This is a genomic window from Streptomyces sp. 63XJN7_1_ISO-PGPR-S23-121 (assembly GCF_056173025.1).
The window spans coordinates 6,524,424-6,551,004 of sequence record NZ_CM149653.1 but is presented as its reverse complement, the minus strand read 5'-3'; the positions used below and the strand labels follow the sequence as shown (position 1 = coordinate 6,551,004).

General features: G+C 73.8%; 18 protein-coding genes and 1 pseudogene. 14 read left to right on the top strand and 5 right to left on the bottom strand.

Annotated elements, in window-relative coordinates; translation table 11 throughout:
* Positions 1 to 8: 8 nt before the first annotated feature.
* Positions 9 to 1,619, bottom strand: coding sequence for an NADH-ubiquinone oxidoreductase-F iron-sulfur binding region domain-containing protein (locus tag AC0VYN_RS29355; protein ID WP_475533387.1), 1,611 nt, complete (start codon positions 1,617 to 1,619; stop codon positions 9 to 11).
* The gene (locus AC0VYN_RS29350) at positions 1,616 to 2,839 is read right to left on the bottom strand and encodes a cytochrome b/b6 domain-containing protein (RefSeq protein WP_475533386.1); all 1,224 of its coding nucleotides are present in this window, start codon (positions 2,837 to 2,839) and stop codon (positions 1,616 to 1,618) included. The genes AC0VYN_RS29355 and AC0VYN_RS29350 overlap by 4 nt, the downstream gene beginning before the upstream one ends.
* Before the next feature lie 528 nt (positions 2,840 to 3,367).
* Here AC0VYN_RS29350 and leuS point away from each other — a divergent pair.
* The 8 genes and pseudogenes from leuS to holA all read left to right on the top strand — a co-directional run bounded on the left by leuS (position 3,368) and on the right by holA (position 14,156).
* Positions 3,368 to 6,247 carry a leucine--tRNA ligase gene (leuS, locus tag AC0VYN_RS29345; protein ID WP_475533385.1) on the top strand — a complete coding sequence of 960 codons (2,880 nt, stop codon included), beginning with the start codon at positions 3,368 to 3,370 and terminating at the stop codon, positions 6,245 to 6,247.
* A 150-nt stretch (positions 6,248 to 6,397) separates the two neighbouring features.
* A complete protein-coding gene (locus AC0VYN_RS29340; RefSeq protein ID WP_475533384.1) occupies positions 6,398 to 7,132 on the top strand; it encodes a hypothetical protein in 735 nt (244 codons plus the stop codon).
* A 71-nt stretch (positions 7,133 to 7,203) separates the two neighbouring features.
* The gene (locus AC0VYN_RS29335; protein ID WP_475533383.1) at positions 7,204 to 8,049 is read left to right on the top strand and encodes a DegV family protein; all 846 of its coding nucleotides are present in this window, start codon (positions 7,204 to 7,206) and stop codon (positions 8,047 to 8,049) included.
* 130 nt (positions 8,050 to 8,179) lie between these two features.
* A complete protein-coding gene (locus tag AC0VYN_RS29330; protein WP_475533382.1) occupies positions 8,180 to 9,229 on the top strand; it encodes a ComEA family DNA-binding protein in 1,050 nt (349 codons plus the stop codon).
* Entirely contained in the window at positions 9,226 to 11,868 is a 2,643-nt protein-coding gene (locus AC0VYN_RS29325) for a ComEC/Rec2 family competence protein (RefSeq protein WP_475533381.1), read from the top strand. The genes AC0VYN_RS29330 and AC0VYN_RS29325 overlap by 4 nt, the downstream gene beginning before the upstream one ends.
* 4 nt (positions 11,869 to 11,872) lie before the next feature.
* On the top strand, positions 11,873 to 12,700 hold the full coding sequence (locus AC0VYN_RS29320) for an arylamine N-acetyltransferase family protein (protein ID WP_475533380.1): 828 nt from the start codon (positions 11,873 to 11,875) through the stop codon (positions 12,698 to 12,700).
* 99 nt (positions 12,701 to 12,799) lie between these two features.
* A pseudogene (locus tag AC0VYN_RS29315) lies at positions 12,800 to 13,046 on the top strand (hypothetical protein).
* Positions 13,047 to 13,166: 120 nt separating this feature from the next.
* On the top strand, positions 13,167 to 14,156 hold the full coding sequence (gene holA, locus AC0VYN_RS29310; RefSeq protein WP_475533379.1) for a DNA polymerase III subunit delta: 990 nt from the start codon (positions 13,167 to 13,169) through the stop codon (positions 14,154 to 14,156).
* Positions 14,157 to 14,358: 202 nt separating this feature from the next.
* Here holA and rpsT read toward each other — a convergent pair whose 3' ends face one another.
* Complete coding sequence (gene rpsT / locus AC0VYN_RS29305) at positions 14,359 to 14,625, bottom strand: 30S ribosomal protein S20 (RefSeq protein ID WP_362488760.1); 267 nt, start codon at positions 14,623 to 14,625, stop codon at positions 14,359 to 14,361.
* Positions 14,626 to 14,876: 251 nt separating this feature from the next.
* Between rpsT and lepA the strand changes: the two genes are divergently transcribed.
* The 4 genes from lepA (at position 14,877) to hemW (ending at position 22,446) form a co-directional block, all read left to right on the top strand.
* Positions 14,877 to 16,745: a translation elongation factor 4 gene (gene lepA, locus AC0VYN_RS29300; RefSeq protein WP_475533378.1), complete on the top strand. Its 1,869-nt coding sequence runs from the start codon at positions 14,877 to 14,879 to the stop codon at positions 16,743 to 16,745.
* A 286-nt stretch (positions 16,746 to 17,031) separates the two neighbouring features.
* A complete protein-coding gene (locus AC0VYN_RS29295; protein ID WP_475533377.1) occupies positions 17,032 to 18,909 on the top strand; it encodes an AMP-dependent synthetase/ligase in 1,878 nt (625 codons plus the stop codon).
* 204 nt (positions 18,910 to 19,113) lie between these two features.
* Positions 19,114 to 21,186 (top strand): SpoIIE family protein phosphatase, encoded by a 2,073-nt coding sequence (locus AC0VYN_RS29290; protein ID WP_475533376.1) that lies wholly within the window; start codon positions 19,114 to 19,116, stop codon positions 21,184 to 21,186.
* Positions 21,187 to 21,213: 27 nt separating this feature from the next.
* On the top strand, positions 21,214 to 22,446 hold the full coding sequence (gene hemW, locus AC0VYN_RS29285; protein WP_475533375.1) for a radical SAM family heme chaperone HemW: 1,233 nt from the start codon (positions 21,214 to 21,216) through the stop codon (positions 22,444 to 22,446).
* A gap of 31 nt (positions 22,447 to 22,477) precedes the next feature.
* On the opposite strand, the gene AC0VYN_RS29280 is transcribed toward hemW, so the two are convergent.
* Both AC0VYN_RS29280 and AC0VYN_RS29275 read right to left on the bottom strand, forming a co-directional pair.
* Entirely contained in the window at positions 22,478 to 23,275 is a 798-nt protein-coding gene (locus tag AC0VYN_RS29280) for a DUF3097 domain-containing protein (RefSeq protein WP_475533374.1), read from the bottom strand.
* A gap of 34 nt (positions 23,276 to 23,309) precedes the next feature.
* The gene (locus AC0VYN_RS29275; RefSeq protein ID WP_475533373.1) at positions 23,310 to 24,035 is read right to left on the bottom strand and encodes an MBL fold metallo-hydrolase; all 726 of its coding nucleotides are present in this window, start codon (positions 24,033 to 24,035) and stop codon (positions 23,310 to 23,312) included.
* 162 nt (positions 24,036 to 24,197) lie between these two features.
* Here AC0VYN_RS29275 and hrcA point away from each other — a divergent pair, with 162 nt between their 5' ends.
* Complete coding sequence (hrcA, locus tag AC0VYN_RS29270; RefSeq protein WP_385460242.1) at positions 24,198 to 25,214, top strand: heat-inducible transcriptional repressor HrcA; 1,017 nt, start codon at positions 24,198 to 24,200, stop codon at positions 25,212 to 25,214.
* Positions 25,215 to 26,351 (top strand): molecular chaperone DnaJ, encoded by a 1,137-nt coding sequence (gene dnaJ / locus AC0VYN_RS29265; RefSeq protein ID WP_475533372.1) that lies wholly within the window; start codon positions 25,215 to 25,217, stop codon positions 26,349 to 26,351.
* Positions 26,352 to 26,581: the final 230 nt, after the last annotated feature.

The following is a 26,581-nucleotide window of genomic DNA, read 5'->3' as shown; positions in this document are numbered from 1 at the left end:
GCTCCCGCTCAGCGGCCGAGCGCCCGGCGGCCCCGGCCCTGGGAGAGCACCGGCAGATTGGTGCGCGAGGACGGCGCCTGCCCGCGGGTGTCCTCCTCGATGCGCAGGGCGAGCGCCGGGCAGCGGCGCACCGCGCGTACCGCCTTGGCCTCCGCGAAACGCGGGACGTCCGCCTGCGCCACCGTCGGGAAGCCGTCGGCGCCGAGCTCGAAGACCTCCGGGAGGATGTCCGCGCACAGGCCGTGGCCCCGGCACAGCGTCCAGTCGACGTAGATCTTCTGCCGGCTGGGGCCGTTCTCCTCCCCGCCGCCCGGGACGCCCGTCGGAGCCGTGCCCCCCTCGAAGAGCGGCAGGACGCCCTCCACGGGCCGCCCGCAGCCGTTGCCGAGGACGTGGGCCGCGAGGTCGTCGGTGAACGCCTTGACGGTCGACTCCAGGAACATCGCCGAACCGTCCGGGTGCGAGCAGGCGCCGCGCCGCTTGACGTTCCTGGCGACCTGCTTGAGCGCCTCGAGGGCGGCCGGTCCGCCGCCGTTCAGGATGTCCTCCATGCCGCGCGCCGCGGCCGGCAGACCGAGGTAGCAGGGGCCGCACTGGCCCGCGCTCTCCTGGGCCAGCCACTGCGCCACCCGCAGCGACTCGCCCAGCGGGCAGGTGTTCTGACCGATCGGCAGGATCGCGCCCGCGCCGAGCGAGCCGCCCACCTGCTGGAGCGAGTTGCGGGAGACGATCGCCTCGTCCACGGTCGCCGCGTCGATCCACTTGCCGTGGTAGCCGCCGGTCAGCACGCCCTGCGGCACCGGCGGGGCGCCGGCCAGCTGGAGGACGTAGCGCAGCGGCACGCCGGTGGGCACCTCGATCACCATCGGGCGGGCCACCGCGCCGGAGACCGTGAGCATGACGGTGCCCGGCTCGTCGTACAGGCCGGTGTTGCCGTAGCGCTCCGGGCCGATGCGGGCGGCGATCGCCAGTTGGGCGAAGGTCTCGGCGTTGGACAGCAGGGTCGGGGCACCGCCGACGCCGCTCCTCGACGCGCTGACCTTGCGGCCGGGCGGGATGGCCGGGCCGCCGTCGATGGAGCGGATCAGCGAGGCCGCCGCGCCGGTGACCATCCGCACCGGATTGCGCTGCACCCGGGCGCGCAGGGCGGAGCGGCGTCCGTTGCTCAGGCCGCGTTCGGCGAGCGCGGCCTCCATGGAGCGCTGCGTGGACTCCCGGGTCACCCCGATGACGAGGGTGCGGGCGCCCATGGCCTCGGCGCACAGCAGCGCGCCGTCCAGGATGAGGTGCGGGGCACGGTTGATGAGCACCGTGTCCTTGCGGCAGGCCGGTTCGTCCTCGCTGCCGTTGACGACGACGACCGGCCGGACGCCGCGCTTGATCGCCGATTCGGCGACCGAGCGCAGCTTCTTGTGGAAGGGGAAGCCCGCGCCGCCGCGGCCCCTGAGGCGGATGCGTTCGGCGAGCTGGGCCAGCTGCTCGCCGCCCAGGGGTTCGAGCGGGCCGTGCACCTTGAGGTGCATGGGCAGATCCAGTCGTTCGACAAGGTCGAAGCCCGACGTGAGCTGGGGAAGACCGACCACGCGGACTTCGGGGACGTCGGGCAGGGCCTCGTTCACCAAGAGCCTCCGGAAGGCGTGTTCCAGGGTTCGCCCGAACCCGGTGCGTCGAAGTCGCGGGACCTGGGGGACGCACCGGGGGCTGGTTCAGTGGCGGGACCGCTGTTGTACGTGTCTGGCGGGTTGTACGTGCCGTAGGGGCTGTTTGTCTCACCGGTGTCGTACACGTCACGTCCGCCGTGGCCGGACGTGCCCGGATCGCCGTAGGCCGGGATGGTGTGTCCGGTGTCCTGGAGCGGGTCGTAGGCCGACGGGGGCGCCTCGCCGACCGGGGGCGGCGACGGGACCGGCCAGCTGCCCGAGACGCTCGCGCCGCTGTCGACGAGGGGGAACACCTCGGTGGGCCGCAGGTCCGGCGGCAGCTCGGCCGGGTCGGCGGTCAGCGGCCGCTGCCGTGCCCGGGACGGGCCGGAGACGGCGCGGTAGGCCGCCGCGAAGCCGTTCGGCGGCTCCGGGGGAGGGGGAGCGAGGCGCTCCGCGGGCTCGTACAGCGGCCCGGACGGGGACGGCACGCGCGGCGAGGCAGCCTCGCGGCGCACCTGGCCCGGCAGTGCGGCGCCGGCCGTCGCCCGGGCCCGGGGCTCCGCCGGCTCCTCCCGGGCCTCCGTCCCGAGGAACCCGGCGATCCGGTCGGCCACCCGGCGCTTGACCGGGCGGGGGGCGGCGCGCAGCGCCAGGGCGGCCATGACGCCGAGCAGGGACAGGCCGTACAGGAAGGTGAAGACCGGCTTCGCCGCGCGACCCGCGTAGAGCCCGTGCAGCAGCGCGGCGCACCAGGCCGGGTAGGCCAGCATGTGCATGGCCCGCCAGCGGGCGGCCACCGGGGCGGGGGAGGCGAAGCGGTTGCGCAGGGCGCCGGTGACGCCCACGAAGATCATGAGCATGCTGGCCACGGTGCCGAGGCCGATCAGGAAGGCCCTGCCGCCGAACGCCTCGTCCTCCGTCGCCAGGAGCCCGAACGGGATCACCGCGGCGACCCACGTGGTGTGGTCCAGCAGCAGCTTGACCACGATGTGGATCAGGAGGAACACGATCGAGGCGACGGCGGTGCTCCGGTGCACCGCCTGTGCCAGGATCCGCCGGCGCGTGTCGAGGACGATCCGGTCCTGGGCGACCAGTCCCCAGATCACCGAGCAGCTCAGGAAGACGAGGGAGAGGACGCCGGCGCCGAAGTCCAGGAACTGGGCGAAGGTGTCGTCCGCCGTGCTGTCGTTCGTCACCGCGAGACACCTCCGCGCGTCACGGCGGCGGGGGAGGGGGACGGACGGTTACTGCGGGGGTCGTGCAGGGGAGGGTTCATGGGGGCAACTCCGAAGCGGTTCGGGAAGGCGGTCCCGCAGCCGCACTCTAGGTCGCGCCATACTCGCGAGTACGAGGTTTGAGTTATTGCGCTGTTATCAAATGACAATCCGCTCGTTGTGTTGCCCCTTAGCGGTCGTTACGCGAAGTAACCTTTGACCTTGGTTCGGGTGGTGCGGGAATCCCGGCGGCCGGCCGGGGGACACCGGCCGGCGGGGAAGCCCGTCGCGGCCCGATCGGCGACTGCGGTACCCTGACGCCATGCGTGCCGTACGCCTTCTGCTTAGCGAGCCGCGCTGATCAGTCCCGACCCCGGTCGTAGTCCGGTGGCCGGAATCGGCGCGGCGTCCCCTCCTGTGCGAGGGGATTTTTCATTTCCCGGCATCCGCAGCCGCTGGTCTTGAATGTCGCAGCCGCTGGCAGAGACGATCGATGGAGCTTTGAGGATCATGAGCGAGACGAACCCCGCGGCGACCGCCCCTGTGTCGGCGGACGCCGCGCCGCACCGCTACACGGCTGCCCTGGCCGCCGAGATCGAGGCACGCTGGCAGGACTTCTGGGACGCCGAGGGGACGTACGCCGCGCCGAACCCCAAGGGCGACCTGGCGGGCGACCCGGAGCTGGTCGCCCGGCCCAAGAAGTTCATCATGGACATGTTCCCGTACCCCTCCGGCGCGGGCCTGCACGTCGGCCACCCCCTGGGCTACATCGCGACCGACGTCTACGCCCGCTTCCAGCGGATGACCGGCCACAACGTCCTGCACACCCTGGGCTTCGACGCCTTCGGACTGCCCGCCGAGCAGTACGCCGTGCAGACCGGCACGCATCCGCGCGTGTCGACCGAGGCCAACATGGAGAACATGAAGTCCCAGCTGCGCCGGCTGGGCCTGGGCCACGACAAGCGCCGGTCGTTCGCCACGATCGACCCCGAGTACTACAAGTGGACCCAGTGGATCTTCCTGCAGATCTTCAACTCCTGGTACGACGAGGAGGCGCGGAAGGCACGCCCCATCGCCGAGCTGGTCGCACAGTTCGAGTCCGGTGAGCGCGGCGTCCGCGGCGACCGCTCCTGGGACGAGCTGACCGAGGCCGAGCGCGCCGACGTCCTGGGCGAGTACCGCCTGGCCTACGCCTCCGACGCGCCCGTCAACTGGTGCCCCGGCCTGGGCACCGTGCTGGCCAACGAGGAGGTCACCGCCGACGGCCGCTCCGAGCGCGGCAACTTCCCCGTCTTCAAGTCCAAGCTGCGCCAGTGGAACATGCGCATCACCGCCTACGCCGACCGGCTGCTGGAGGACCTGGACGCGCTGGACTGGCCCGAGGCCATCAAGCTGCAGCAGCGCAACTGGATCGGCCGCTCCGAGGGCGCCCGCGTCGACTTCCCCATCGACGGCGAGAACATCACCGTCTTCACCACCCGCCCCGACACCCTGTTCGGCGCCACCTACATGGTGCTGGCGCCCGAGCACCCGCTGGTCGAGAAGTTCACCCCGGACGCCTGGCCCGAGGGCACCCGCGACGTGTGGACCGGCGGCCACGCGACCCCCGCCGAGGCCGTCGCCGCGTACCGCGCGCAGGCCGCGTCGAAGTCCGACGTCGAGCGGCAGGCCGAGGCCAAGGACAAGACCGGTGTCTTCATCGGCGCGTACGCCACGAACCCGGTCAACGGCGAGCAGGTCCCGGTCTTCGTCGCCGACTACGTCCTGATGGGCTACGGCACCGGCGCCATCATGGCCGTGCCGGCCGGCGACCAGCGCGACTTCGAGTTCGCGCGCGCCTTCGAGCTGCCGATCACCTGCATCGTCGAGCCGACCGACGGCCGCGGCACCGACACCTCCACCTGGGAGAACGCGTTCGCCTCGTACGACGCGAAGATCATCAACTCGTCGAACGACGAGGTCTCCCTGGACGGCCTGTCCGTCGTCGAGGCCAAGGCGCGCATCACCGAGTGGCTGGAGCGCGAGGGCCGCGGCGCGGGCACCGTCAACTTCCGCCTGCGCGACTGGCTGTTCAGCCGCCAGCGCTACTGGGGCGAGCCCTTCCCGATCGTCTACGACGAGGACGGCATCGCCCACGCGCTGCCCGAGTCGATGCTGCCGCTGGAGCTGCCCGAGGTCGAGGACTACTCCCCGCGCACCTTCGACCCGGACGACGCCGACACCCGGCCCGAGACGCCGCTGTCCCGCAACGAGGACTGGGTCCACGTCACCCTGGACCTGGGCGACGGCCCGAAGAAGTACCGGCGCGAGACCAACACCATGCCCAACTGGGCCGGTTCCTGCTGGTACGAGCTGCGCTACCTGGACCCGCACAACAGCGAGCGGCTGGTCGACCCGGAGATCGAGCAGTACTGGATGGGCCCGCGCGAGGGCCTGCCGCACGGTGGCGTGGACCTGTACGTCGGCGGCGCCGAGCACGCCGTGCTGCACCTGCTGTACGCGCGCTTCTGGTCCAAGGTGCTGTTCGACCTGGGACACGTGTCCTCGGCCGAGCCGTTCCACAAGCTGTTCAACCAGGGCATGATCCAGGCCTACGTCTACCGCGACAGCCGCGGCATCGCGGTGCCGGCCGCCGAGGTCGAGGAGCGCGACGGCGCCTACTGGTACCAGGGCGAGAAGGTCTCCCGGCTGCTGGGCAAGATGGGCAAGTCCCTGAAGAACGCGGTCACCCCGGACGAGATCTGCGCCGAGTACGGCGCCGACACCCTGCGCCTGTACGAGATGGCGATGGGCCCCCTGGACGTCTCCCGGCCGTGGGACACGCGCGCGGTGGTGGGCCAGTTCCGGCTGCTGCAGCGGCTGTGGCGCAACGTCGTCGACGAGGACAGCGGCGAGCTGACGGTCGCCGACACCGAGCCCGACGAGGACACGCTGCGCGCGCTGCACAAGGCGATCGACGGGGTGCGGCAGGACCTGGAGGGCATGCGGTTCAACACCGCCATCGCCAAGGTCACCGAGCTGAACAACCACCTGACGAAGGCGGGCGGCCCGGTCGCGCGCTCGGTCGCCGAACCGCTGGTGCTGATGGTCGCGCCGCTGGCCCCGCACATCGCCGAGGAACTGTGGCGCCGGCTGGGCCACAGCGACTCGGTCGTCCACCGGGACTTCCCGGTCGCCGACCCGGCGTACGTCGTGGACGAGACGGTGACCTGCGTCGTGCAGATCAAGGGCAAGGTCAAGGCGCGGCTGGAGGTCGCCCCGTCCATCTCCGACGAGGAGCTGGAGAAGGCGGCGCTGGCCGACGAGAAGGTCGTGGCCGCGCTGGGCGAGGCCGGAATCCGCAAGGTGATCGTGCGGGCGCCGAAGCTGGTGAACATCGTCCCGGCCTGACCGGCCGACCGCTCGGGGTGGTCCCCTACGGGCAGGTTCGGGGTTCGTGTGGAACCCCGGGCCTGCCCGTTGCGTTTACCGTGGAAGAGCGGCGCGGCGGGCGCCGCGGCCTGCCCGGCGGGCGGGCCGGACGGTTCGAGGAGGAGCTTCGTGGAAGCGGTCATCACAGTCTTCGCCCTGCTCTTCGTGCTCGCCGTCGTGCTGGGCGTCTACGCCACGGTGAAGGCGGTCGGCGCCGCCAAGCGCAGCGTGGACCGCGGCATCACCCAGGCCCGCCGCACGGTCGAGGACCACACCCTGCGGGCCAAGTCCCTCGTCCAGGTGGGCCCGGCGGCGGAGCTGGCACAGCTGCGGCTGAAGCTGCGTACCTCGATGCGGGCCACGCAGGACGCGCTGCACGCGGGCGTGGCCGAGGACGAGTCCCTCAAGGAGTCCCTCGCCCTCTTCGAGCGGCTCAGCGCGCACGGGTTCGAACTGGACGGTGAGCTGCGGCGGCTGGAGTCGGAGCCGGACCGGGCCACGCTCGCCGAGCGCCTGCCCGGGCTGCGCGAACGCACCGAGCGCATCACGCGGTCGGCGGAGTCCCTGCGCTGGGCGGCCCGTGACCGGGCCCGCCACTTCGCGGACGACGACCTGGACTCGCTCAGCGCCCAGATCGACGTCGAGGCGGGTGCCCTGCGGCACTGGACGGACGCCGGGCCCGCCGCCGCGCCGCGGTCCTGGCCCGAGGCCCCGGCCGCCGACGCCCCGGCCGCCGGGCAGACCTGGCCCGAGCCGCCGCGGCAGGACGAGGCCCAGGAGCCGGCGCGGCCCGCCATCACCCCGCCCGGGCCGCGGCCCGTGCACCCCTGGCAGAAGCAGGCCCGCCCGGAGAACACGGCCTGACCGGGGGACCTCGGCGCCGGTCGCCGGGGCCGGTCTGCCGCAGGGGCACTACGGCAGGTAACCTCCAGCTCATGTCCCGCCATGTCGCGATCGTCACGGATTCAACGGCCTACCTCCCGGCCCGGACGATGGAGCGGCACCGCATCACCGCGGTCCCCCTGACCGTGGTCCTGGGAGACCGGGCGCTGGAGGAGGGCACCGAGATCTCGACCCGTTCGCTGGCCCAGGCCCTGCAGAAGCGCCGACCGGTCACCACCTCGCGCCCCAGCCCCGCCCTCTTCGCCGAGACCTACCGCAGGATCGCCGAGTCGGGCGCCGACGGCATCGTCTCCCTGCACTTGTCCGCCGAGCTCTCGGGCACCTACGACGCCGCGGTCCTCGCCGCGCGCGAGGCGCCGGTCCCCGTGCGGGTCGTGGACACCGGGATGATCGCGATGGCCCTCGGGTTCTGCGCGCTCGCCGCGGCCGGGGCGGCGGAGACGGGCGGCACGGTGGACGAGGCGGTCACGGCCGCGGAGAAACGGGCCGCGGGCACGGCCGCCTACTTCTACGTCGACACCCTCGACTACCTGCGCCGCGGCGGCCGGATCGGGGCGGCACAGGCGCTGTTCGGCTCCGCGCTCGCGGTGAAGCCGCTGCTCCAGCTCGACGGCGGCCGCATCGAACCGCTGGAGAAGGTGCGGACGGCCTCGAAGGCGATCGCCCGCCTGGAGGAGATCGTCGCGGACCGCGCGGGCAGCGCCCCGGTCGACGTCGCCGTCCACCATCTCGCCGCCCCCGACCGGGCGTCGGCCCTGGCGGACCGCCTGCGGGACCGGGTGCCGGGGCTGGCCGACCTGCACGTGAGCGAGGTCGGCGCGGTGATCGGGGCGCACACCGGACCCGGACTGCTCGGAGTCGTGTTCTCGCCCCGGTAGGCCGTCGGGAGAGCCGCGTCGCCGCCCGCCCTCACCCGTGAGGGTGGGGGAGATATCCACAACCCGGTCCCCGTCCACGGAAATCGACCATGATCGTCGCGGGTCGGCCGGGGTGCCCGATCCTCGGCGCATGGCTCTTCGATCACGTTCCCGCACAGCGGCCGCGAGCAGCGGACCGGGCCGTGGACCGGCGTCCGACGGCCGCACCCGGCCGTCCCGGCGCCGCCCGCGTCCGCACGGCCGGGCACGGCACCGTCACGCGCCGGCGCAGGAGCTCCGCCGTCGGGCGCAGGCGCTCTTCGCCGAACCGGGTGAGGAGGAGCCGGGGGAGTCGGGGACGGGACTGCCCGGCGGGACGGGGGCCGCCGGGACGCCCGGCGCTGTCCTTGCCGGGCCCGACGGCGCCGGACCCGCGGAGGCCGCCCCGCCGGCAGGCGCCCTCCCACCGTCCTGGCGGGAGCGGGTCGGGCCCGCGCTGCGGGAGCGGATGCCGGTGTGGCTGCAGAACCGGTGCGGGATGGAGCGGCGCAGCGTGGCCGCGCTCACGGTGCTGCTCGTCGTCGCCGCGGGCCTCGCCGCGCAGCACTTCTGGACCGGCCGCACCGGGACGGTGGCGGCACCCGAGGTGGTGCGGGAGGTGGCCGCCCACGGCGCACCGGAGCCGGGCGCGGCGGAGGCCGGCGAGGGCACGGCCGCCGGCGCACCCCGGCCCGCGGGGACGGCCCCGGCCGGTGCCGGGATCGTCGTGGACGTCGCCGGCAAGGTCCGCGAACCCGGCGTCCACCGCCTGCCGGCCGGCTCCCGCGTCGAGGACGCCCTGCGGGCGGCCGGAGGCGTGCGGCCGGGCACCGGCACCGACGGCCTGAACCGGGCCCGCTTCCTCGTGGACGGCGAACAGGTGATCGTCGGAGTGCCCTTGCCGCCCGGCGCGGGAGCCGTCCCGGGCGGCACGGCCCCGGGCGGTCCGGCCGGCCCGGCGACGGGGACGGCCCCGGTCTCCCTCAGCACGGCGACCGCGGAACAGCTCGAGACGCTGCCGGGCGTCGGCCCCGTCCTGGCCCAGCACATCGTCGACTACCGCACGGAGCACGGCGGCTTCCGGTCGGTGGACGAGCTGCGCGAGGTCAACGGCATCGGCGAGCGGCGCTTCGCCGATCTGCGCGACCTCGTCCGGCCATGAGCGCGCCCACGCGGCCGGCGACGGGGGCGGGCCCCGACGACGCCCGCGCCGCCGTCCACGCCGCGTCCGGGCACCGGCTCGGCGCCGCCCGCCCCCGGCAGGAGGGCCCCGCGGACCTGCGGCTCGTACCTCCCGCCCTGGCCGCCTGGGCGACGGCGGCGCTGATGCTGGACGCGGCACCGCGATGGTCCCTCGGTGTGGTGCTCGGCTGCGTGGCGGCGGCCGGTGCGCTGCTGGGGACGCGACGGCGCGCAGCGCGTGGATGGGCCCCCGTGCCGGCCGCAGCCGTGCTCCTCTGCGTGGCCGCGTCCGCCGCCTCGGCGGCGCTGCACGGAGCGGACCTGCGCCGCGGTCCCCTGCCGGCGCTGGCCCGGCAGTACGCCACCGTGACCGCCGAGGTGGAGATCACCGCGGATCCCCGGCCGACCCGGCCCCGGGTCCGCGGGGACCGCGCGGCACCGCCGGCCGTGGTGATCGAGGCCGACGTACGCCGCGTGCGGCAGGCGGACGGGAGGACGGTGGCGACGCGGACGCCTGTGCTGGTGCTCGTCGACACCGGTGCCGGTACCGGCACGCCGGGCGGTGCCTCGGCCGCCGCGGCCGGAGGTCCCAGCGTTGCCGGTGGCGGGCCGGGCGCCGGGCCCTGGCTCGCCCTGCTGCCGACCACGCGGCTGCGCGTGGACGCGCGGACGGTGCCCCCGAGGGCGGGCGGGGACCGGATCGCCGCCGTGCTGCGGGTGCGGGGCCGGGAGGCACCGGACGTGGTGGCCGGGCCGTCCGGGCCGCAGCGGACGGCCGGACGGCTGCGCGCCGGACTGCGGGAGGCCACCGACGGACTGTCCGCGGACGCCAGGGCACTGCTGCCGGGCCTGGTCGTCGGGGACACCTCCCGCGTCACGCCCGAGCTGGAGGAGGCCTTCAAGGAGACCGACCTCGCGCACACGCTGGCCGTGTCCGGGGCCAACTTCACGATCGTGCTCGCGCTGCTGCTCGGACCGCCCGGGCTGGCCCAGTACAGCGAACGCCGGGGGCTGGCGCCGCGTCTCGGGATCTCCCTGCGGACCACCGCGCTGCTCGGCGGGGTGCTCGCCCTGGCCTTCGTCGTGGTGTGCCGGCCCGACCCGAGCGTGCTGCGGGCAGCCGCGTGCGGATCCGTCGCCCTGCTCGCCCTGGCCACCGGCCGCCGCAGGTCCCTGCTCCCGGCACTGGCGACCGCCGTCCTGCTGCTGGTGCTGTACGACCCGTGGCTGGCCCGCAGTTACGGCTTCCTGCTCTCCGTACTGGCCACCGGCGCCCTGCTCACGCTCGCGCCGCGGTGGAGCGCGGCGCTGCGCCGGCGCCGGGTGCCGCCCCGGCTCGCCGAGGCGCTGGCCGCCGCCGGCGCCGCGCAGGCCCTGTGCGCGCCGGTGGTCGCCGTGCTGTCGGCCCGGGTGAGCCTGGTGGCGGTGCCGTGCAACCTGCTGGTGGAGTTCGCGGTGGCGCCGGCGACGGTGCTGGGCTTCGCGGCCCTCGCGACGGCACCGCTGGCGATGCCGGTGGCCAAGGCCTGTGCCTGGTGCGCGGGTTGGCCGGCCGGGTGGATCGCGGGGACCGCCCGCACCGGGGCCGCGCTGCCCGGAGCGGGCGTGGACTGGCCAGGCGGCTGGACGGGGGCGGCGCTGCTCGCCCTCGCCACGGCGGGCGTGCTGCTCGTCGGCCGGCGGCTGCTGCGGCATCCCTGGTGGTGCGGTGTCTGCGCGTTGCTGCTGGTGCTCGCGGTGGTGCAGCCGGGGCCGCTGCCACGGGTGATCACGGGGTGGCCGCCGCCGGGGTGGCGCATGGTGATGTGCGACGTGGGGCAGGGGGACGCCCTGGTGCTCGCGGCCGGCCCGGGCGCGGGAGTGGTCGTGGACGCCGGGCCCGATCCGGTGCTCGTCGACCGCTGTCTGCGCTCGCTCGGCATCACCGAGATCCCGCTGGTCGTACTGACCCACTTCCACGCCGACCACGTGGCGGGCCTGCCCGGGGTGCTGCGGGGGCGGCCGGTGGGCGCGATCGAGACGACCGGACTCGAGGAGCCCGCGGACCAGGCCGGGTTCGTCCGCAGACTGGCGGCGGCACGACGGATCCCCGTGCGGTCCGCCGCCGCCGGGGAACAGCGGCGGACCGGAGCGCTGTCCTGGGAGGTGGTCTGGCCACCGCCGTTGCCACCGCGGGAACCGCGGCCGGGCACGGTGCCGGGCGCGCCGACGGCCCCGGCACCGGATCCACCGGCGAGCACGGCGAGCACGGAGAGCCCCAACGACGCCAGCGTCACGCTGCTGGTGCGGACGGCCGGGCTGCGCCTGCTGCTGCTCGGGGACCTGGAGCCCCCGGCCCAGCAAGAGTTGGCGAGGTCACCGGCGGCCGCCGCGCTGGAAGGGGCCGACGTGCTGAAGGTGGCCCACCACGGCTCCGCCCACCAGGACCCCGCCCTGATACGGCGGGTGGCGCCGCGCCTGGCGCTCATCAGCTGCGGCGAGGACAACCCGTACGGGCACCCGGCCCCCGGCACGGTCGCGGCACTGCGGGCCGGGGGTGCGATGGTACTGCGCACGGACCGGGACGGGGCGCTTGCCGTGACCGGCACGGGGGAGGCGTTGCGGGTCGCGGGAGACTGAGCGAATGGAGACACGACAGATCGACGCCTACCTCCGCCGCCTGGGCGCCGGGCGCCCGGCACGGCCCACCCTCGACGCCCTGCGCGAGCTGCACCTGCGCCATCTGCGGACGGTGCCGTTCGAGAACCTTTCCGTCCACCTGGGCGAGGAGATCGTGCTGGAGCGGGAACGGCTGCTGGGCAAGGTCGTCGACGCCCGGCGCGGCGGGTTCTGCTACGAACTCAACGGCCTCTTCGGCGCGTTGCTGAGCGCGCTCGGGTACGAGGTCACGCTGCTCGCGGCGCGGGTGTACGGGGACGGGGGTGCGCTCGGGATCCCGTACGACCATCTGGCGCTGCTCGTGCGGACGGTGGACGCGGGCGACTGGCTGGCGGACGTCGGGTTCGGGGCGCACAGCCACGGCCCGCTGGAGTTCGGGGAGCGGGGCGAGCAGAAGGATCCCGGGGGAGTGTTCCGGATCGCGGAGGCGGGTCCGGACGCGGCCGGGGCGGGCGGCGGCCCCGATCCGGCCCGGGCGGCCGACCTGGACGTGCTGTGCGACGGGAAGCCCGTGTACCGGCTGGAGCCGCGCCCGAGGGTGCTCGGCGACTTCGTGTCCGGCGCGTGGTGGCACAGCACCTCGCCCCGGTCGCACTTCCTGAAGGCGCCGGTGTGCTCACGGCTCACGGAGGACGGCGGACGGATCACGCTCAGCGGGCGCCGGCTCACGACGACGGCCGCCGACGGGGGACGGGAGGCACGCGAACTGGCGTCGGACGAGGAGGTGCTGGCGGCCTACCGGGACCTCTTCGGCATCCACCTCGACCGGGTGCCGTCTCCGCCCGGCCGGTGAGGGAGCCGGACGGAGCCGGCCGGTGAGGGGGGCCGGGCCCGGACGTGTGGCCTCCCACCTGGGAGTTCGCTCGCAGTCCCGTGCCCGACAATGGTGCGTGTGAGTGACGTGAGACATGTCCTGGTGCTGCCCGACCGCGACGCCGCGGAGGAGGTGGCCCAGGAAGCTCGGGGAGCGGTTCGGGCTCGCCGAGGAGCCGCAGCTCGTCCGGGACGCCCTGGCCGGTGAGGACGACGCCGAGGACGCCCAGTGGCTGGTCGTCCTGCGGGACGAGGACGAGCGGCTGGACCCCGGCGCGCTCGACGAGTTCGTACGCGCGTGGGACGGCTGGCGCGAGGAGCCGTAGCCCGGCCGCTGCGGGCCGCCCGGGAGTCGCGGGCCGCCTCGGGAGCCGGGGGGAGTCGCGGGAGCCGGGGGCGTCGCGGGCCGGGGCTCGCTGTCGGTGGTGCGTGCGATGCTTGTCACGATGGCCAGGAAGACTGCGAATGACGACCCGCTCGCCCCGGTGACCCTTGCCGTGGGCCAGGAGGACCTCCTGCTCGACCGTGCCGTGCAGGAGGTGGTGGCCGCCGCGAAGGCCGCCGACGCCGACACGGACGTCCGCGACCTGACCCCCGACCAGCTCCAGCCCGGCACGCTCGCCGAGCTCACCAGCCCCTCGCTCTTCGCCGAGCGCAAGGTCGTGGTCGTACGCAACGCGCAGGACCTGTCCGCCGACACGGTCAAGGACGTCAAGGGCTACCTCGGCGCACCCGCCGAGGAGATCACCCTCGTCCTGCTGCACGCGGGCGGCGCCAAGGGCAAGGGCCTGCTGGACGCCGCGCGCAAGGCGGGGGCGCGCGAGGTGGCGTGCCCGAAGATGACCAAGCCCGCGGACCGGCTGGCGTTCGTGCGGGCGGAGTTCCGCACCGCCGGGCGGTCGGCCACCCCGGAGGCGTGCCAGGCGCTGGTCGACGCCATCGGCAGCGACCTGCGGGAGCTGGCGTCGGCGGTGTCGCAGCTGGCCGCGGACGTCGAGGGGACGATCGACGAGGCGGTCGTCGGGCGGTACTACACCGGACGCGCGGAGGCCTCCAGCTTCACCGTCGCCGACCGGGCGGTCGAGGGGCGGGCGGCGGAGGCACTGGAGGCGCTGCGCTGGTCGCTGGCGACCGGAGTGGCGCCGGTGCTGATCACCAGCGCGCTCGCCCAGGGCGTGCGGGCCATCGGCAAGCTGTCGTCCGCGCGCGGCGGGCGCCCCGCCGACCTCGCCCGCGAGCTCGGGATGCCGCCCTGGAAGATCGACCGCGTCCGGCAGCAGATGCGCGGGTGGACACCGGACGGCGTGTCCGTGGCCCTGCGCGCGGTGGCCGAGGCGGACGCCGGGGTCAAGGGCGGCAGCGACGACCCGGAGTACGCGCTGGAGAAGGCCGTGGTGACCGTCGCCCGGGCGGCGCGTTCGCGGGGACGGGCGTAGAGCCTGTCGTTCCGGCGGCCGTTCGCACCGAAGGCCCCGGTGGCCGTCCTGGGGAGGACGGTCACCGGGGCCTTCGGACCAAGCTGGGGGACCCATGCCCGCGTGGCGAACGCAGGCCGCGCACGGGTCCGGGGTGCCGGACGGGAGCGGATGAGAGAGGGCCCGCTCTGGGTCCTTCCGGCGGTCAGACCAGATGTGAGGTTCAGCCCTGGAGGGCGCCGACCTTCTGCGCCAGAGCCGACTTCTTGTTGGCGGCCTGGTTCTTGTGGATGACGCCCTTGGAGACGGCCTTGTCGAGCTGACGCGCGGCAACGCGCTGGTACTCGGTGGCCTTCTCGACGTCGCCCGCGGCAGCGGCCTCACGAGCCTTGCGGATCGCGGTCTTCAGAGAGGACTTGACGGCCTTGTTGCGCAGCCGGGCCTTCTCGTTGGTCTTGTTCCGCTTGATCTGGGACTTGATGTTCGCCACGAATGAGCCTTTTCAGGTTCAGGCACGGGGCCGCTCGGGTCCCGGGCCGGTGATTTCTTGAGGTGTGCCTCGCGCTGAGAGGGCATGAGGCACAGCCCCCCACAGTACCAGCGGCCCGATGACTGGCCCAAACCCGTCCCCAACCCCTCCCAAACCCCTCCATGGTCCCCGCGCGTGGGACGATGGAAGCTGCGTAACGATCCGACCCGAGACCGCAGACACTGCGGACGCCTCAAGAATCAGGACCCTGCGTGCCCGCGATCCCTAGCCATGTGCCCGAGCCGAGCCGTACCGACCCGGCTCTGATCCGCAATTTCTGCATCATCGCGCACATCGACCACGGCAAGTCCACGCTCGCCGACCGGATGCTCCAGCTGACCGGTGTGGTCGAGCAGCGGCAGATGCGCGCCCAGTACCTCGACCGCATGGACATCGAGCGCGAGCGCGGCATCACGATCAAGTCCCAGGCGGTGCGGTTGCCGTGGGCCCCCACCCACGACAAGAGCAACACGCACATCCTCAACATGATCGACACCCCCGGGCACGTCGACTTCACGTACGAGGTCTCCCGGTCGCTCGCCGCGTGCGAGGGCACGATCCTCCTCGTCGACGCCGCCCAGGGCATCGAGGCCCAGACCCTCGCCAACCTCTACCTGGCGATGGAGAACGACCTCACCATCATCCCCGTCCTGAACAAGATCGACCTGCCGGCCGCGCAGCCCGAGAAGTTCGCCGAGGAGCTCGCCAACCTGGTCGGCTGCGACCCCGACGACGTGCTCAAGGTCTCCGCCAAGACCGGACTCGGCGTCGACGCGCTGCTGGACAAGGTCGTCGCCGAGGTCCCGGCCCCGGTCGGCGTCGCGGACGCCCCCGCCCGCGCGATGATCTTCGACTCCGTCTACGACTCGTACCGCGGCGTCGTGACGTACGTCCGTGTCATCGACGGCCAGCTCAACAAGCGCGAGCGCATCCGGATGATGTCGACGGGCGCCACCCACGAGCTGCTGGAGATCGGCACCAACTCGCCGGAGATGCTGTCCGCCGACGGTCTCGGCGTCGGCGAGGTGGGCTACCTGATCACCGGTGTGAAGGACGTCCGCCAGTCCAAGGTCGGTGACACCGTCACCAGCCAGCACAAGGGCGCCGAGGAGGCGCTCGGCGGCTACAAGGACCCCCGGCCGATGGTCTTCTCCGGCCTCTACCCGCTGGACGGGTCGGACTACCCGGAGCTGCGCGAGGCGCTGGACAAGCTCCAGCTCAACGACGCCGCCCTGGTCTACGAGCCGGAGACCTCCGCGGCCCTCGGCTTCGGCTTCCGCGTCGGCTTCCTCGGCCTGCTGCACCTCGACGTGATCCGCGAGCGGCTGGAGCGCGAGTTCGGGCTCGACCTCATCGCCACCGCCCCCAACGTGGTCTACCGGGTGGTCATGGAGGACGGCACCGAGTACACCGTCACCAACCCGAGCGAGTTCCCCGAGGGCAAGATCAACGAGGTGTACGAGCCGGTCGTGCGCGCCACGATCCTCGCGCCGACCGAGTTCATCGGCTCGATCATGGAGCTGTGCCAGACCCGGCGCGGCACCCTGCTCGGCATGGACTACCTCTCCGAGGACCGGGTCGAGATCCGCTACACCCTGCCGCTCGCGGAGATCGTCTTCGACTTCTTCGACCAGCTGAAGTCGAAGACGCGTGGGTACGCCTCGCTGGACTACGAGCCCACCGGCGAGCAGACCTCCAGCCTGGTCAAGGTCGACATCCTGCTGCACGGCGACAAGGTGGACGCCTTCTCGGCGATCACCCACAAGGACGCGGCGTACGCGTACGGCGTGCGGCTCGTCGCCAAGCTGCGCGAGCTGATCCCGCGCCAGGCCTTCGAGGTGCCCATCCAGGCCGCCATCGGCTCCCGGGTGATCGCCCGCGAGACCATCCGCGCCATCCGCAAGGACGTCCTCGCCAAGTGCTACGGCGGTGACATCTCCCGCAAGCGGAAGCTGCTGGAGAAGCAGAAGGAAGGCAAGAAGCGGATGAAGATGGTGGGTTCCGTGGAGGTTCCGCAGGAGGCCTTCATCGCCGTCCTCTCCAGTGACGACAGCGCGGGATCGGCCAAGGGCAAGAAGTAACCGCCACCGTTCCCGTACACCACGGGCAAAGCGGACACGAAGGGGCTCGCCGGGCGAAAGCGCGGCGGGTCCCTTCGCACGTCACGGGCGGGCGTTCGTGTGAAGTGACAGGGCGCGGAGTCTTACGCGCGGGCCGGTCGCCCTTTACTCTGATGCCTGCCCCATAGTTACTCGTGAGTTAAACAACGGCCGGGAACGGCCGCGTGAGCACGAGCCCGAACCACCGCCCGAGAGTGAAACCAGCCGCACCTGAGCCAGCCGCACCGTCGCGGGCCCGGAGGATGTCGTGAGCGACACACAGACACTGATCGAGAACCGTCCGCCCTCCGTGGCGGGACTCTTCCTGGAGCGTGTGGCGGCCACGCCGGACGCCGAGGCGTACCGCTACCCGGTCCCACCGGCCTCCGGCGAGGGCCCGGACGACTGGAAGTCGCTCACCTGGGCCCAGGCCGCCGAGCGGGTCTACGCGATCGCGGCCGGCCTGATCGAGCTCGGCGTCCAGCCCGAGCAGCGCGTGGCGCTGGCCTCCTCCACGCGGCTGGAGTGGATCCTCACCGACCTCGGCATCATGTGCGCCGGCGCCGCGACGACCACGGTCTACCCGCAGACCAACGCGGAGGAGTCGGCGTACATCCTGTCCGACTCGGAGAGCCGGGTGCTGATCGCGGAGGACGCCGCCCAGCTCGTCAAGGCCAAGGAGAAGCGGGCGGAGCTGCCCGACCTCACCCACGTCGTGGTGATCGACGCGGCCGGCGCGGACACCAGTGAGGACTGGGTCCTCACCCTCGACGAGCTGGAGCGCCGGGGCGCGGCCCGCCTGGAGACGGACCCGGAGCTGGTCGTGAAGCGGGTCGGCGCGCTCACCAAGGACCAGCTCGCCACCCTCATCTACACCTCCGGCACCACCGGCCGGCCCAAGGGCGTCCGCCTCCCGCACGACAACTGGTCGTACATGGCGAAGGCGATCGCCGCGACCGGCCTGGTCACCAAGGACGACGTGCAGTACCTGTGGCTGCCGCTCGCGCACGTCTTCGGCAAGGTGCTCACCTCCGGCCAGATCGAGGCCGGTCACGTCACCGCCGTCGACGGCCGCGTCGACAAGATCATCGAGAACCTGCCGGTCGTCCGGCCGACCTACATGGCCGCCGTCCCGCGCATCTTCGAGAAGGTCTACAACGGCGTCGCCGCCAAGGCCCGCGCGGGCGGCGGAGCCAAGTACAAGATCTTCCAGTGGGCCGCCGGCGTCGCCCGCGAGTACGCCAAGGTCACCCAGGACAACTTCAAGCGCACCGGCAGCGTGAGCGCGCCCTTCGGCCTGTCCGCCCGGCACGGCATCGCCGACAAGCTCGTCTACGCCAAGATCCGCGAGGCCTTCGGCGGCCGGCTGCGGGCCTGCGTGTCCGGCTCGGCCGCCCTCGCGCCGGAGATCGGCTACTTCTTCGCCGGCGCCGGCATCCACATCTTGGAGGGCTACGGCCTCACCGAGTCCTCCGCCGCCTCCTTCGTCAACCCCGGCGAGGCCTACCGCACCGGCACGGTCGGCAAGCCGCTGCCCGGCACCGAGGTGCGCATCGCGGACGACGGCGAGATCCTGCTGCGCGGCCCCGGCATCATGGAGGGCTACCACAAGCTGCCCGAGAAGACCGCCGAGGTCCTGGAGTCCGACGGCTGGTTCCACACCGGCGACATCGGCGAGCTCTCGCCCGACGGCTACCTGCGCATCACCGACCGCAAGAAGGACCTGATCAAGACGTCGGGCGGCAAGTACATCGCGCCCGCCGAGGTCGAGGGCCAGTTCAAGGCGGTGTGCCCGTACGTCTCCAACATCCTGGTCCACGGCGCCGACCGGAACTTCTGCACGGCGCTCATCGCCCTCGACGAGGCCGCGATCATGGAGTGGGCGAAGGACAACGGCCTGGACGGCAAGCCGTACGCGGACGTCGTCGCGGCGCCGGAGACGGTCGAGATGGTCGACGGCTACGTCAAGCAGCTCAACGCGGGCCTCCAGCGCTGGCAGACCATCAAGAGGTTCCGCCTGCTGCCCCGCGACCTCGACGTCGAGCACGGCGAGATCACCCCGAGCCTGAAGCTGAAGCGGCCGGTGGTGGAGCGCGAGTACAAGCACCTGATCGAGGAGATGTACGAGGGCTCGCGCGAGGCGTAGCGCACCGCGGCCGTCCGCGCGGCGGACGAGGGCGGCCGCGCGGCTCCGGAACCGGGCGTGGGACTTGCGTTCGGGTGTTCCTCTAGCACGGTTCTCACCCGTGGCGGTCCACTTCGGTGACTCCTTGCTCATGGACGGGTCCTTTCTGTCACTCTGTCGGGCAACGACTGCGAAGCACTCGCACGAACTGCCCGGGGAGCCGTCATGGGGGCCATTCCGACGCAACGGGAAACCGTCTCCTGTGCCGGCGGTGCACCCGCACCCGCCGCCGAGGCGCCCGCCCGGGAGTGCGCGCGGGCGCACGTGACCCTGGTCGGCAGCTCCCTCGCGCCGGGCGCGGCCCGCGCGACGGTGCGGGCCACGCTCGCCGACTGGGCCGCGCTCGGCCTGCCCGAGGCGCAGCGGCTGACCGGCCACCTGGCCGCCGACGCGCTGGTGGTCGTCAGCGAGCTGGTCACGAACGCCGTCGTGCACGCCGGGACCGACGTCGAGGTGATCTGCCGGCTGGAGGAGACGGGCGCGCTCGTCGTCGAGGTCGCCGACCGTCACCCCTCCCGTGCGCCGCGGGGCGGCGGTCAGGACATGCCCGGCGAGACCCCGGAGTACGGGCGCGGCCTGCGGCTCGTCGCCGCGCTCTCGGAGGCCTGGGGCATCACCTACCGGCCGGGCGGCAAGACGGTCTGGGCCCGCCTGCCCGCGCGGGACGACGAGACCGCCGGACGGGCCGGGGCCGACGCCGGTGAGCAGGAGCCGAGGCACCCCCTGTCCCCGGCCGGCACCGAGCCCCCGGAGGGCCCGGACGGCCGGTCGGACACCGAGTGCGGCGCCGGCGCGGCGGACGGGCCGGACCGCCCTCCGTGGCCGGACCGCCCTCCGTGGCCGGACCGCACTCCGTGGCCGGACGGCCCCCGGTGGCCGGACCCGGGGGACGGCACGGCCGAACCGGGGCGGCGCGGCGTGCGCGACCGGGACTGGCTGGGCCGCGGCGCCCTGTCCTTCCTCGCCGAGGCCTCCGACCTGCTGGCCGGACAGCTCGACGAGGACCTGGTCGCCTCCCTCACCGGCCAGCTCGTGGTGCCGCGCCTCGCCGACTGGTGCGCCGTGTGGCTCGAGGACGAGGCCCTGGGCCGGGGAGCCTGGGGCGACGACACCGGGGCGGCCGTCGGAGCACGGCTGGCCCGCGTCTGGCACGCCGCCGAGAGTCGCGTCGACGCCCTGTGGCCGGCCCTGGAGAAGGCCCCGCCCCGCGCCCGCGACCCTTGGCGGGCCGGCCCCGTCGTCCACCCCTGGCCCGGCGACGCGCTCGGCCCGCACGGCGCCGCGCTCGCCTACCGCCTGGTCACCGGCGGCCGGCCGCTGGGCACCCTGGTCATCGGGCGGGCCGGCACCTCCCGCTTCCCCGACGAGATCAGTGGCCTGGTCGAGGACCTCAGCCGCCGGGTGGCGCTCGCCATCGGCACCGCCCGCCAGTACGCCCGCCAGGTCACCATCAGCGCCGTCCTCCAGCGCGGTCTGCTGCCGGGCGCCGTCGCCGAGATCCCGGGCGTGCGCAGCGCCCTCGTCCACGAGCCGTGCGACAAGGGCGGACCCAGCGGCGACTTCTACGACCTCTTCCAGGCCGGCGACGGCCGCTGGTGCTTCACCATCGGCGACGTCCAGGGCAAGGGTCCCGAGGCCGCCGTCGTCATCGGGCTCGCCCGGCCCTGGCTGCGGCTGCTGGCCCGCGAGGGGTACGGCGTCCCCGACGTCCTCGACCGCCTCAACCAGCTCCTCCTCGACGACGCCACCGAGGCCGCGGACGCCGCCGCCCGCGCCCTCATCGCCGCCGGAGGCCGTCCGGTTGCCCCGGGCGACGGACCGCAGACCCGCTTCCTGTCCCTGCTCTACGGCGAGCTGGTCCCCGCCGGCGACGGCGTCGTCCGCTGCACCCTCGCCTCCGCCGGGCACCCGCTGCCCCTGCTGCTCGCCCCCGACGGCACCGTCCGCACGGTCGCCGGGCCGGGGAGCCTCCTCGGCGTCCTCGAGGACGCGACGTACACCAGCGAGACCTTCGAGCTGCGGTCCGGCGAGACCCTGCTGTGCGTCACGGACGGCGTCACCGAGCGGCGCAGCGGCTCCCGCCAGTTCGACGACGGCGACGGGCTCGCGGCGGCGCTCGCCGGGTGCGCGGGGCTGGACGCCGGACTGGTCGCCGAGCGCATCAGGCGGCTGGTGCACGAGTTCGGGGCCCGGCCCCCGGAGGACGACCTGGCGCTGCTGGTGCTCCAGGCCGAGTAACCGCGGCCGTACGGGACAATGGAACGCATGCCCTCCGCACTCCCCGACGGCGAACCCGTCCCCGCCGACGGCGCGCTGCCCGCGTCCGCGCTCGCCGGCGCCGCCGACCGCCCCCTCGGCTTCTACCTGCACGTCCCGTACTGCGCGACCCGCTGCGGCTACTGCGACTTCAACACCTACACCGCGACCGAGCTGCGCGGCACCGGCGGCGTCCTCGCCTCCCGCGACAACTACGCCGAGACGCTCGTCGACGAGGTCCGCCTGGCCCGCAAGGTGCTCGGTGACGACCCGCGCGAGGTCCGCACGGTCTTCGTCGGCGGCGGCACGCCCACCCTGCTGGCCGCCGGTGACCTGGTACGGATGCTGCACGCGATCCGCGACGAGTTCGGCCTCGCGGCCGACGCCGAGGTGACGACGGAGGCCAACCCGGAGTCCGTCGACCCGGCGTACCTCGCCACCCTGCGCGAGGGCGGCTTCAACCGGATCTCCTTCGGCATGCAGAGCGCCCGGCAGCACGTCCTGAGGATCCTGGACCGCACCCACACCCCGGGCCGCCCCGAGCGTTGCGTCGCCGAGGCCCGCGCGGCCGGCTTCGACCACGTCAACCTCGACCTGATCTACGGCACCCCGGGCGAGTCCGACGACGACTGGCGGGCCTCGCTGGACGCGGCGCTCGGCGCCGGACCCGACCACGTCTCCGCGTACGCCTTGATCGTGGAGGAGGGCACGCAGCTCGCCCGGCGCATCCGGCGCGGCGAGGTCCCGATGACCGACGACGACGTGCACGCCGACCGGTACCTGATCGCCGAGGAGACGCTGTCCGGGGCGGGCTTCGACTGGTACGAGGTGTCGAACTGGGCGACCTCCGACACGGGGCGGTGCCTGCACAACGAGCTGTACTGGCGGGGGGCCGACTGGTGGGGCGCCGGACCCGGCGCGCACTCGCACGTGGGCGGGGTGCGCTGGTGGAACGTCAAGCACCCCGGGGCGTACGCGGGGGCGCTGGCGGCGGGGAAGTCGCCGGGGGCCGGGCGCGAGGTGCTGACGGACGAGGACCGGAGGGTGGAGCGGATCCTGCTGGAGCTGCGGCTGCGCGAGGGGGTGCCGCTGTCCCTGCTGCGGGAGGAGGGCCTCGCGGCCTCGCGCCGGGCGCTGGCGGACGGGCTGCTCCAGGAGGGGCCGTACGGGGAGGGGCGGGCCGTGCTGACCCTGCGCGGGCGGCTGCTGGCGGACGCGGTGGTGCGGGACCTGGTCGACTGACCGGGCTCCCTCCCGTTCGGCGGCGGGGGACTCAGGCCGTCACGAAGTCGATCAGTTCCTCCACGCGGCCCAGCAGCTCCGGCTGGAGGTCCTTGTAGGACCGCACGTGCCCGAGGATGTGCTGCCAGGCGGCCCCCGTGTTCTCCGGCCAGCCCAGCGCCCGGCACACCCCCGTCTTCCAGTCCTGGCCGCGCGGCACCCGCGGCCAGGAGGCGATGCCCAGGGAGGACGGCTTCACCGCCTCCCAGATGTCGATGTAGGGGTGGCCCACCACCAGCGCGTGCTCGCTCGTCACCGCCTCGGCGATCCGCCACTCCTTCGACGCCGGCACCAGGTGGTCCACCAGCACGCCCAGCCGCGCGTCCGGGCCCGGCGCGAAACCGGCGACGACGGACGGCAGGTCGTCGACCCCCTCCAGGTACTCCACGACCACGCCCTCGACCCGCAGGTCGTCGCCCCAGACCTTCTCGACCAGCTCGGCGTCGTGCCGCCCCTCGACGTAGATGCGGCCGGCGCGGGCCACGCGCGCCCGGGCACTGGGGACGGCCACCGAACCGGACGCCGTACGGGTGGGCCGTACCGGACCCGATGCCGGCCTGACCAGGGTCACCGCACGGCCCTCCAGCAGGAAGCCGCGCGGCTCCATCGGGAACACCCGGTGCTTGCCGAAGCGGTCCTCCAGCGTCACCGTCCCCGCCTCGCAGGAGACCACCGCGCCGCAGAAGCCGGTGCCGGGCTCCTCGACCACCAGACCGGGGTCGGCCGGGACCTCGGGCACCGGCTGCGGCTTCTTCCACGGCGGAGTCAGATCGGCGGAGTACTGGCGCATTCTGCCGACGATACGAGGAACGCCCGCGCCGTGATCAACGCGACACGCCGAAGCGGGCGGCCAGCGCGTCCCGCTGGGCCCGGACGAACGCCGCGTCCACCACCGCCCCGTGCCCGGGGACGTACAGCGCGTCCTCGCCGCCCAGGCCGAGCAGCCGGTCGAGGGCGGCCGGCCAGCGGGCCGGTACGGCGTCGGGCCCCGCCTGCGGCTCGCCGGACTCCTCGACCAGGTCCCCGCAGAAGACGACCGCCGGGTCCCCCGGCACCAGCACCGCGAGGTCGTGGCCGGTGTGCCCGGGGCCGACGTCGGCCAGCACCACCCGCCGGCCGCCGCCCAGGTCGAGCGTCCGCTCGCCGGACACCTCGTGGCGTACCGGGACGAGGGCGTCCGCGGCCTCCTCCGCGAGCCGGGCGTCCAGGCCGTGGGCCACCGCGTCCGCGCGCAGCGCCTCCCGGCCCCCCGCGAGGACCGCGGCCACGCCCGCCGCCCCGAAGACCTCCGCGCCCGCGAACGCCGCGGCGCCGAGGACGTGGTCGAAGTGCGCGTGGGTCAGCGCGAGATGCGTCACACGGCGACCGGCGAGCTCCCGCGCCGCCCCGCGCAACCGCGCGCCCTCGCCGAGGCCCGACCCGGCGTCGACCGCCAGCGCCGCGTCCGCGCCGACGACCAGCCCCGCCGTGCAGTCCCACCCCGGCAGGCGGCACCGCCCCACCCCGGCCGCCAGCCGCTCCCACCCCAGGTCTTCCCAAGTCACCGTCACGGCGCCGACGCTAGCGCCCGAGGGCCCCGGTCACGACGGCGGCGCCCCGCCCTTGCCGGGGGCGTACCCCGCGGCCGTACACTGGGCCGGGGAAGTCTGGCACTCGAACACGGTGAGTGCCAGGGAGAACACCGGGCGGACGGCTTTTTGGAGGTGTGCGCGATGCTCAGTGAACGCAGGCTGAAGGTGCTGCGCGCCATCGTCCAGGACTACGTCGGCACCGAGGAGCCCGTCGGCTCCAAGGCCCTCACCGAGCGGCACAACCTCGGCGTGTCCCCGGCCACCGTGCGCAACGACATGGCGGCCCTCGAGGACGAGGGCTTCATCGCCCAGCCGCACACCAGCGCGGGGCGCATCCCGACCGACAAGGGCTACCGGCTCTTCGTCGACCGGCTGGCCGGCGTCAAGCCGATGACCGCGCCCGAGCGGCGCGCCATCCAGAACTTCCTGGAGGGCGCCGTCGACCTCGACGACGTGGTGGCCCGTACGGTGCGGCTGCTCGCGCAGCTCACCCGGCAGGTCGCCGTCGTGCAGTACCCCTCGCTGACCCGGTCGACCGTGCGGCACGTGGAGTTGCTCTCCCTGGCGCCCGCGCGCCTGATGCTCGTGCTGATCACGGACACCGGGCGGGTCGAGCAGCGCATGGTCGACTGCCCGGCGCCGTTCGGGGAGGCGTCCCTGGCGGATCTGCGCGCGCGGCTCAACAGCCGGGTCGCGGGCCGCCGGTTCTCGGACGTCCCGAGCCTGGTCGAGGATCTGCCGGAGGCCTTCGAGGCCGAGGACCGCGGTACGGTCTCCACGGTGCTCTCCACGCTGCTGGAGACGCTGGTCGAGGAGAACGAGGAGCGGCTGATGATCGGCGGCACCGCCAATCTCACCCGCTTCGGGCACGACTTCCCCCTCATGATCCGGCCCGTCCTGGAGGCACTGGAGGAGCAGGTCGTGCTCCTCAAGCTGCTCGGCGAGGCGAAGGATCCGGGCGTGACCGTCCGTATCGGTCATGAGAACGCCCACGAAGGACTCAACTCCACGTCCGTCGTGTCGGTGGGCTACGGTTCGGGCGGCGAGGCGGTTGCCAAGCTCGGCGTGGTCGGACCGACCCGCATGGATTACCCGGGAACGATGGGAGCGGTACGCGCAGTGGCACGGTACGTCGGACAGATCCTGGCGGAGTCGTAGGTGGCCACGGACTACTACGCCGTACTCGGCGTACGCCGCGACGCGTCCCAGGACGAGATCAAGAAGGCGTTCCGGAGGCTCGCCCGCGAGCTGCACCCGGACGTCAACCCCGATCCGAAGACCCAGGAGCGGTTCAAGGAGATCAACGCCGCCTACGAGGTGCTGTCGGACCCGCAGAAGAAGCAGGTCTACGACCTCGGCGGCGACCCGCTCTCGCAGGCCGGCGGCGCGGGCGCGGGCGGCTTCGGCGCGGGTGGCTTCGGGAACTTCTCGGACATCATGGACGCGTTCTTCGGTACGGCGTCGCAGCGCGGTCCGCGCTCGCGCACCCGCCGGGGCCAGGACGCGATGATCCGCCTCGAGGTCGAGCTGGACGAGGCCGCCTTCGGGACGACCAAGGACATCCAGGTCGACACGGCCGTCGTCTGCAACACCTGCAACGGCGAGGGCGCGGCCCCCGGCACCTCGGCCCAGACGTGTGACATGTGCCGCGGCCGCGGTGAGGTGTCGCAGGTCACCCGGTCCTTCCTGGGTCAGGTCATGACCTCCCGCCCCTGCCCCCAGTGCCAGGGCTTCGGCACCGTCGTCCCCACCCCGTGCCCCGAGTGCGCGGGCGACGGCCGGATCCGCTCGCGGCGCACCCTGACCGTGAAGATCCCGGCCGGTGTGGACAACGGCACCCGGATCCAGCTCGCGGGCGAGGGCGAGGTCGGCCCCGGCGGCGGCCCCGCCGGCGACCTGTACGTGGAGATCCACGAGCTGCCGCACTCGACCTTCCAGCGCCGCGGCGACGACCTGCACTGCACGGTCACCATCCCGATGACGGCGGCGGCCCTCGGCACGAAGGTGCCGCTGGAGACCCTCGACGGCATGGAGGAGGTCGACATCCGGCCCGGCACCCAGTCCGGCCAGTCGATCCCGCTGCACGGGCGCGGCGTCACCCACCTGCGCGGCGGCGGCCGGGGCGACCTCATCGTCCACGTCGAGGTCACGACCCCGACCAAGCTCGACCCCGAGCAGGAGCACCTCCTGCGCGAGCTGTCCAAGCTGCGCGGCGAGGAACGGCCCCAGGGCCAGTTCCAGCCCGGTCAGCAGGGCCTGTTCTCCCGGCTGAAGGACGCGTTCAACGGGCGCTGACGGGTGGCTTCGGCCGGCGGGGTCGTGCCTCCGGGGGTGCGCGCCGGTCTGCCGGGGGTCCGGGGGTGGTCCCCCGGGTGGGCACGGTCAGCCCGGTCAGCAGGGCCTGTTCTCCCGGCTGAAGGACGCGTTCAACGGGCGCTGACGGGTGGCTTCGGCCGGCGGTGTCGTGCCTCCGGGGGTGCGCGCCGGTCTGCCGGGGGTCCGGGGGTGGTCCCCCGGGTGGGCAC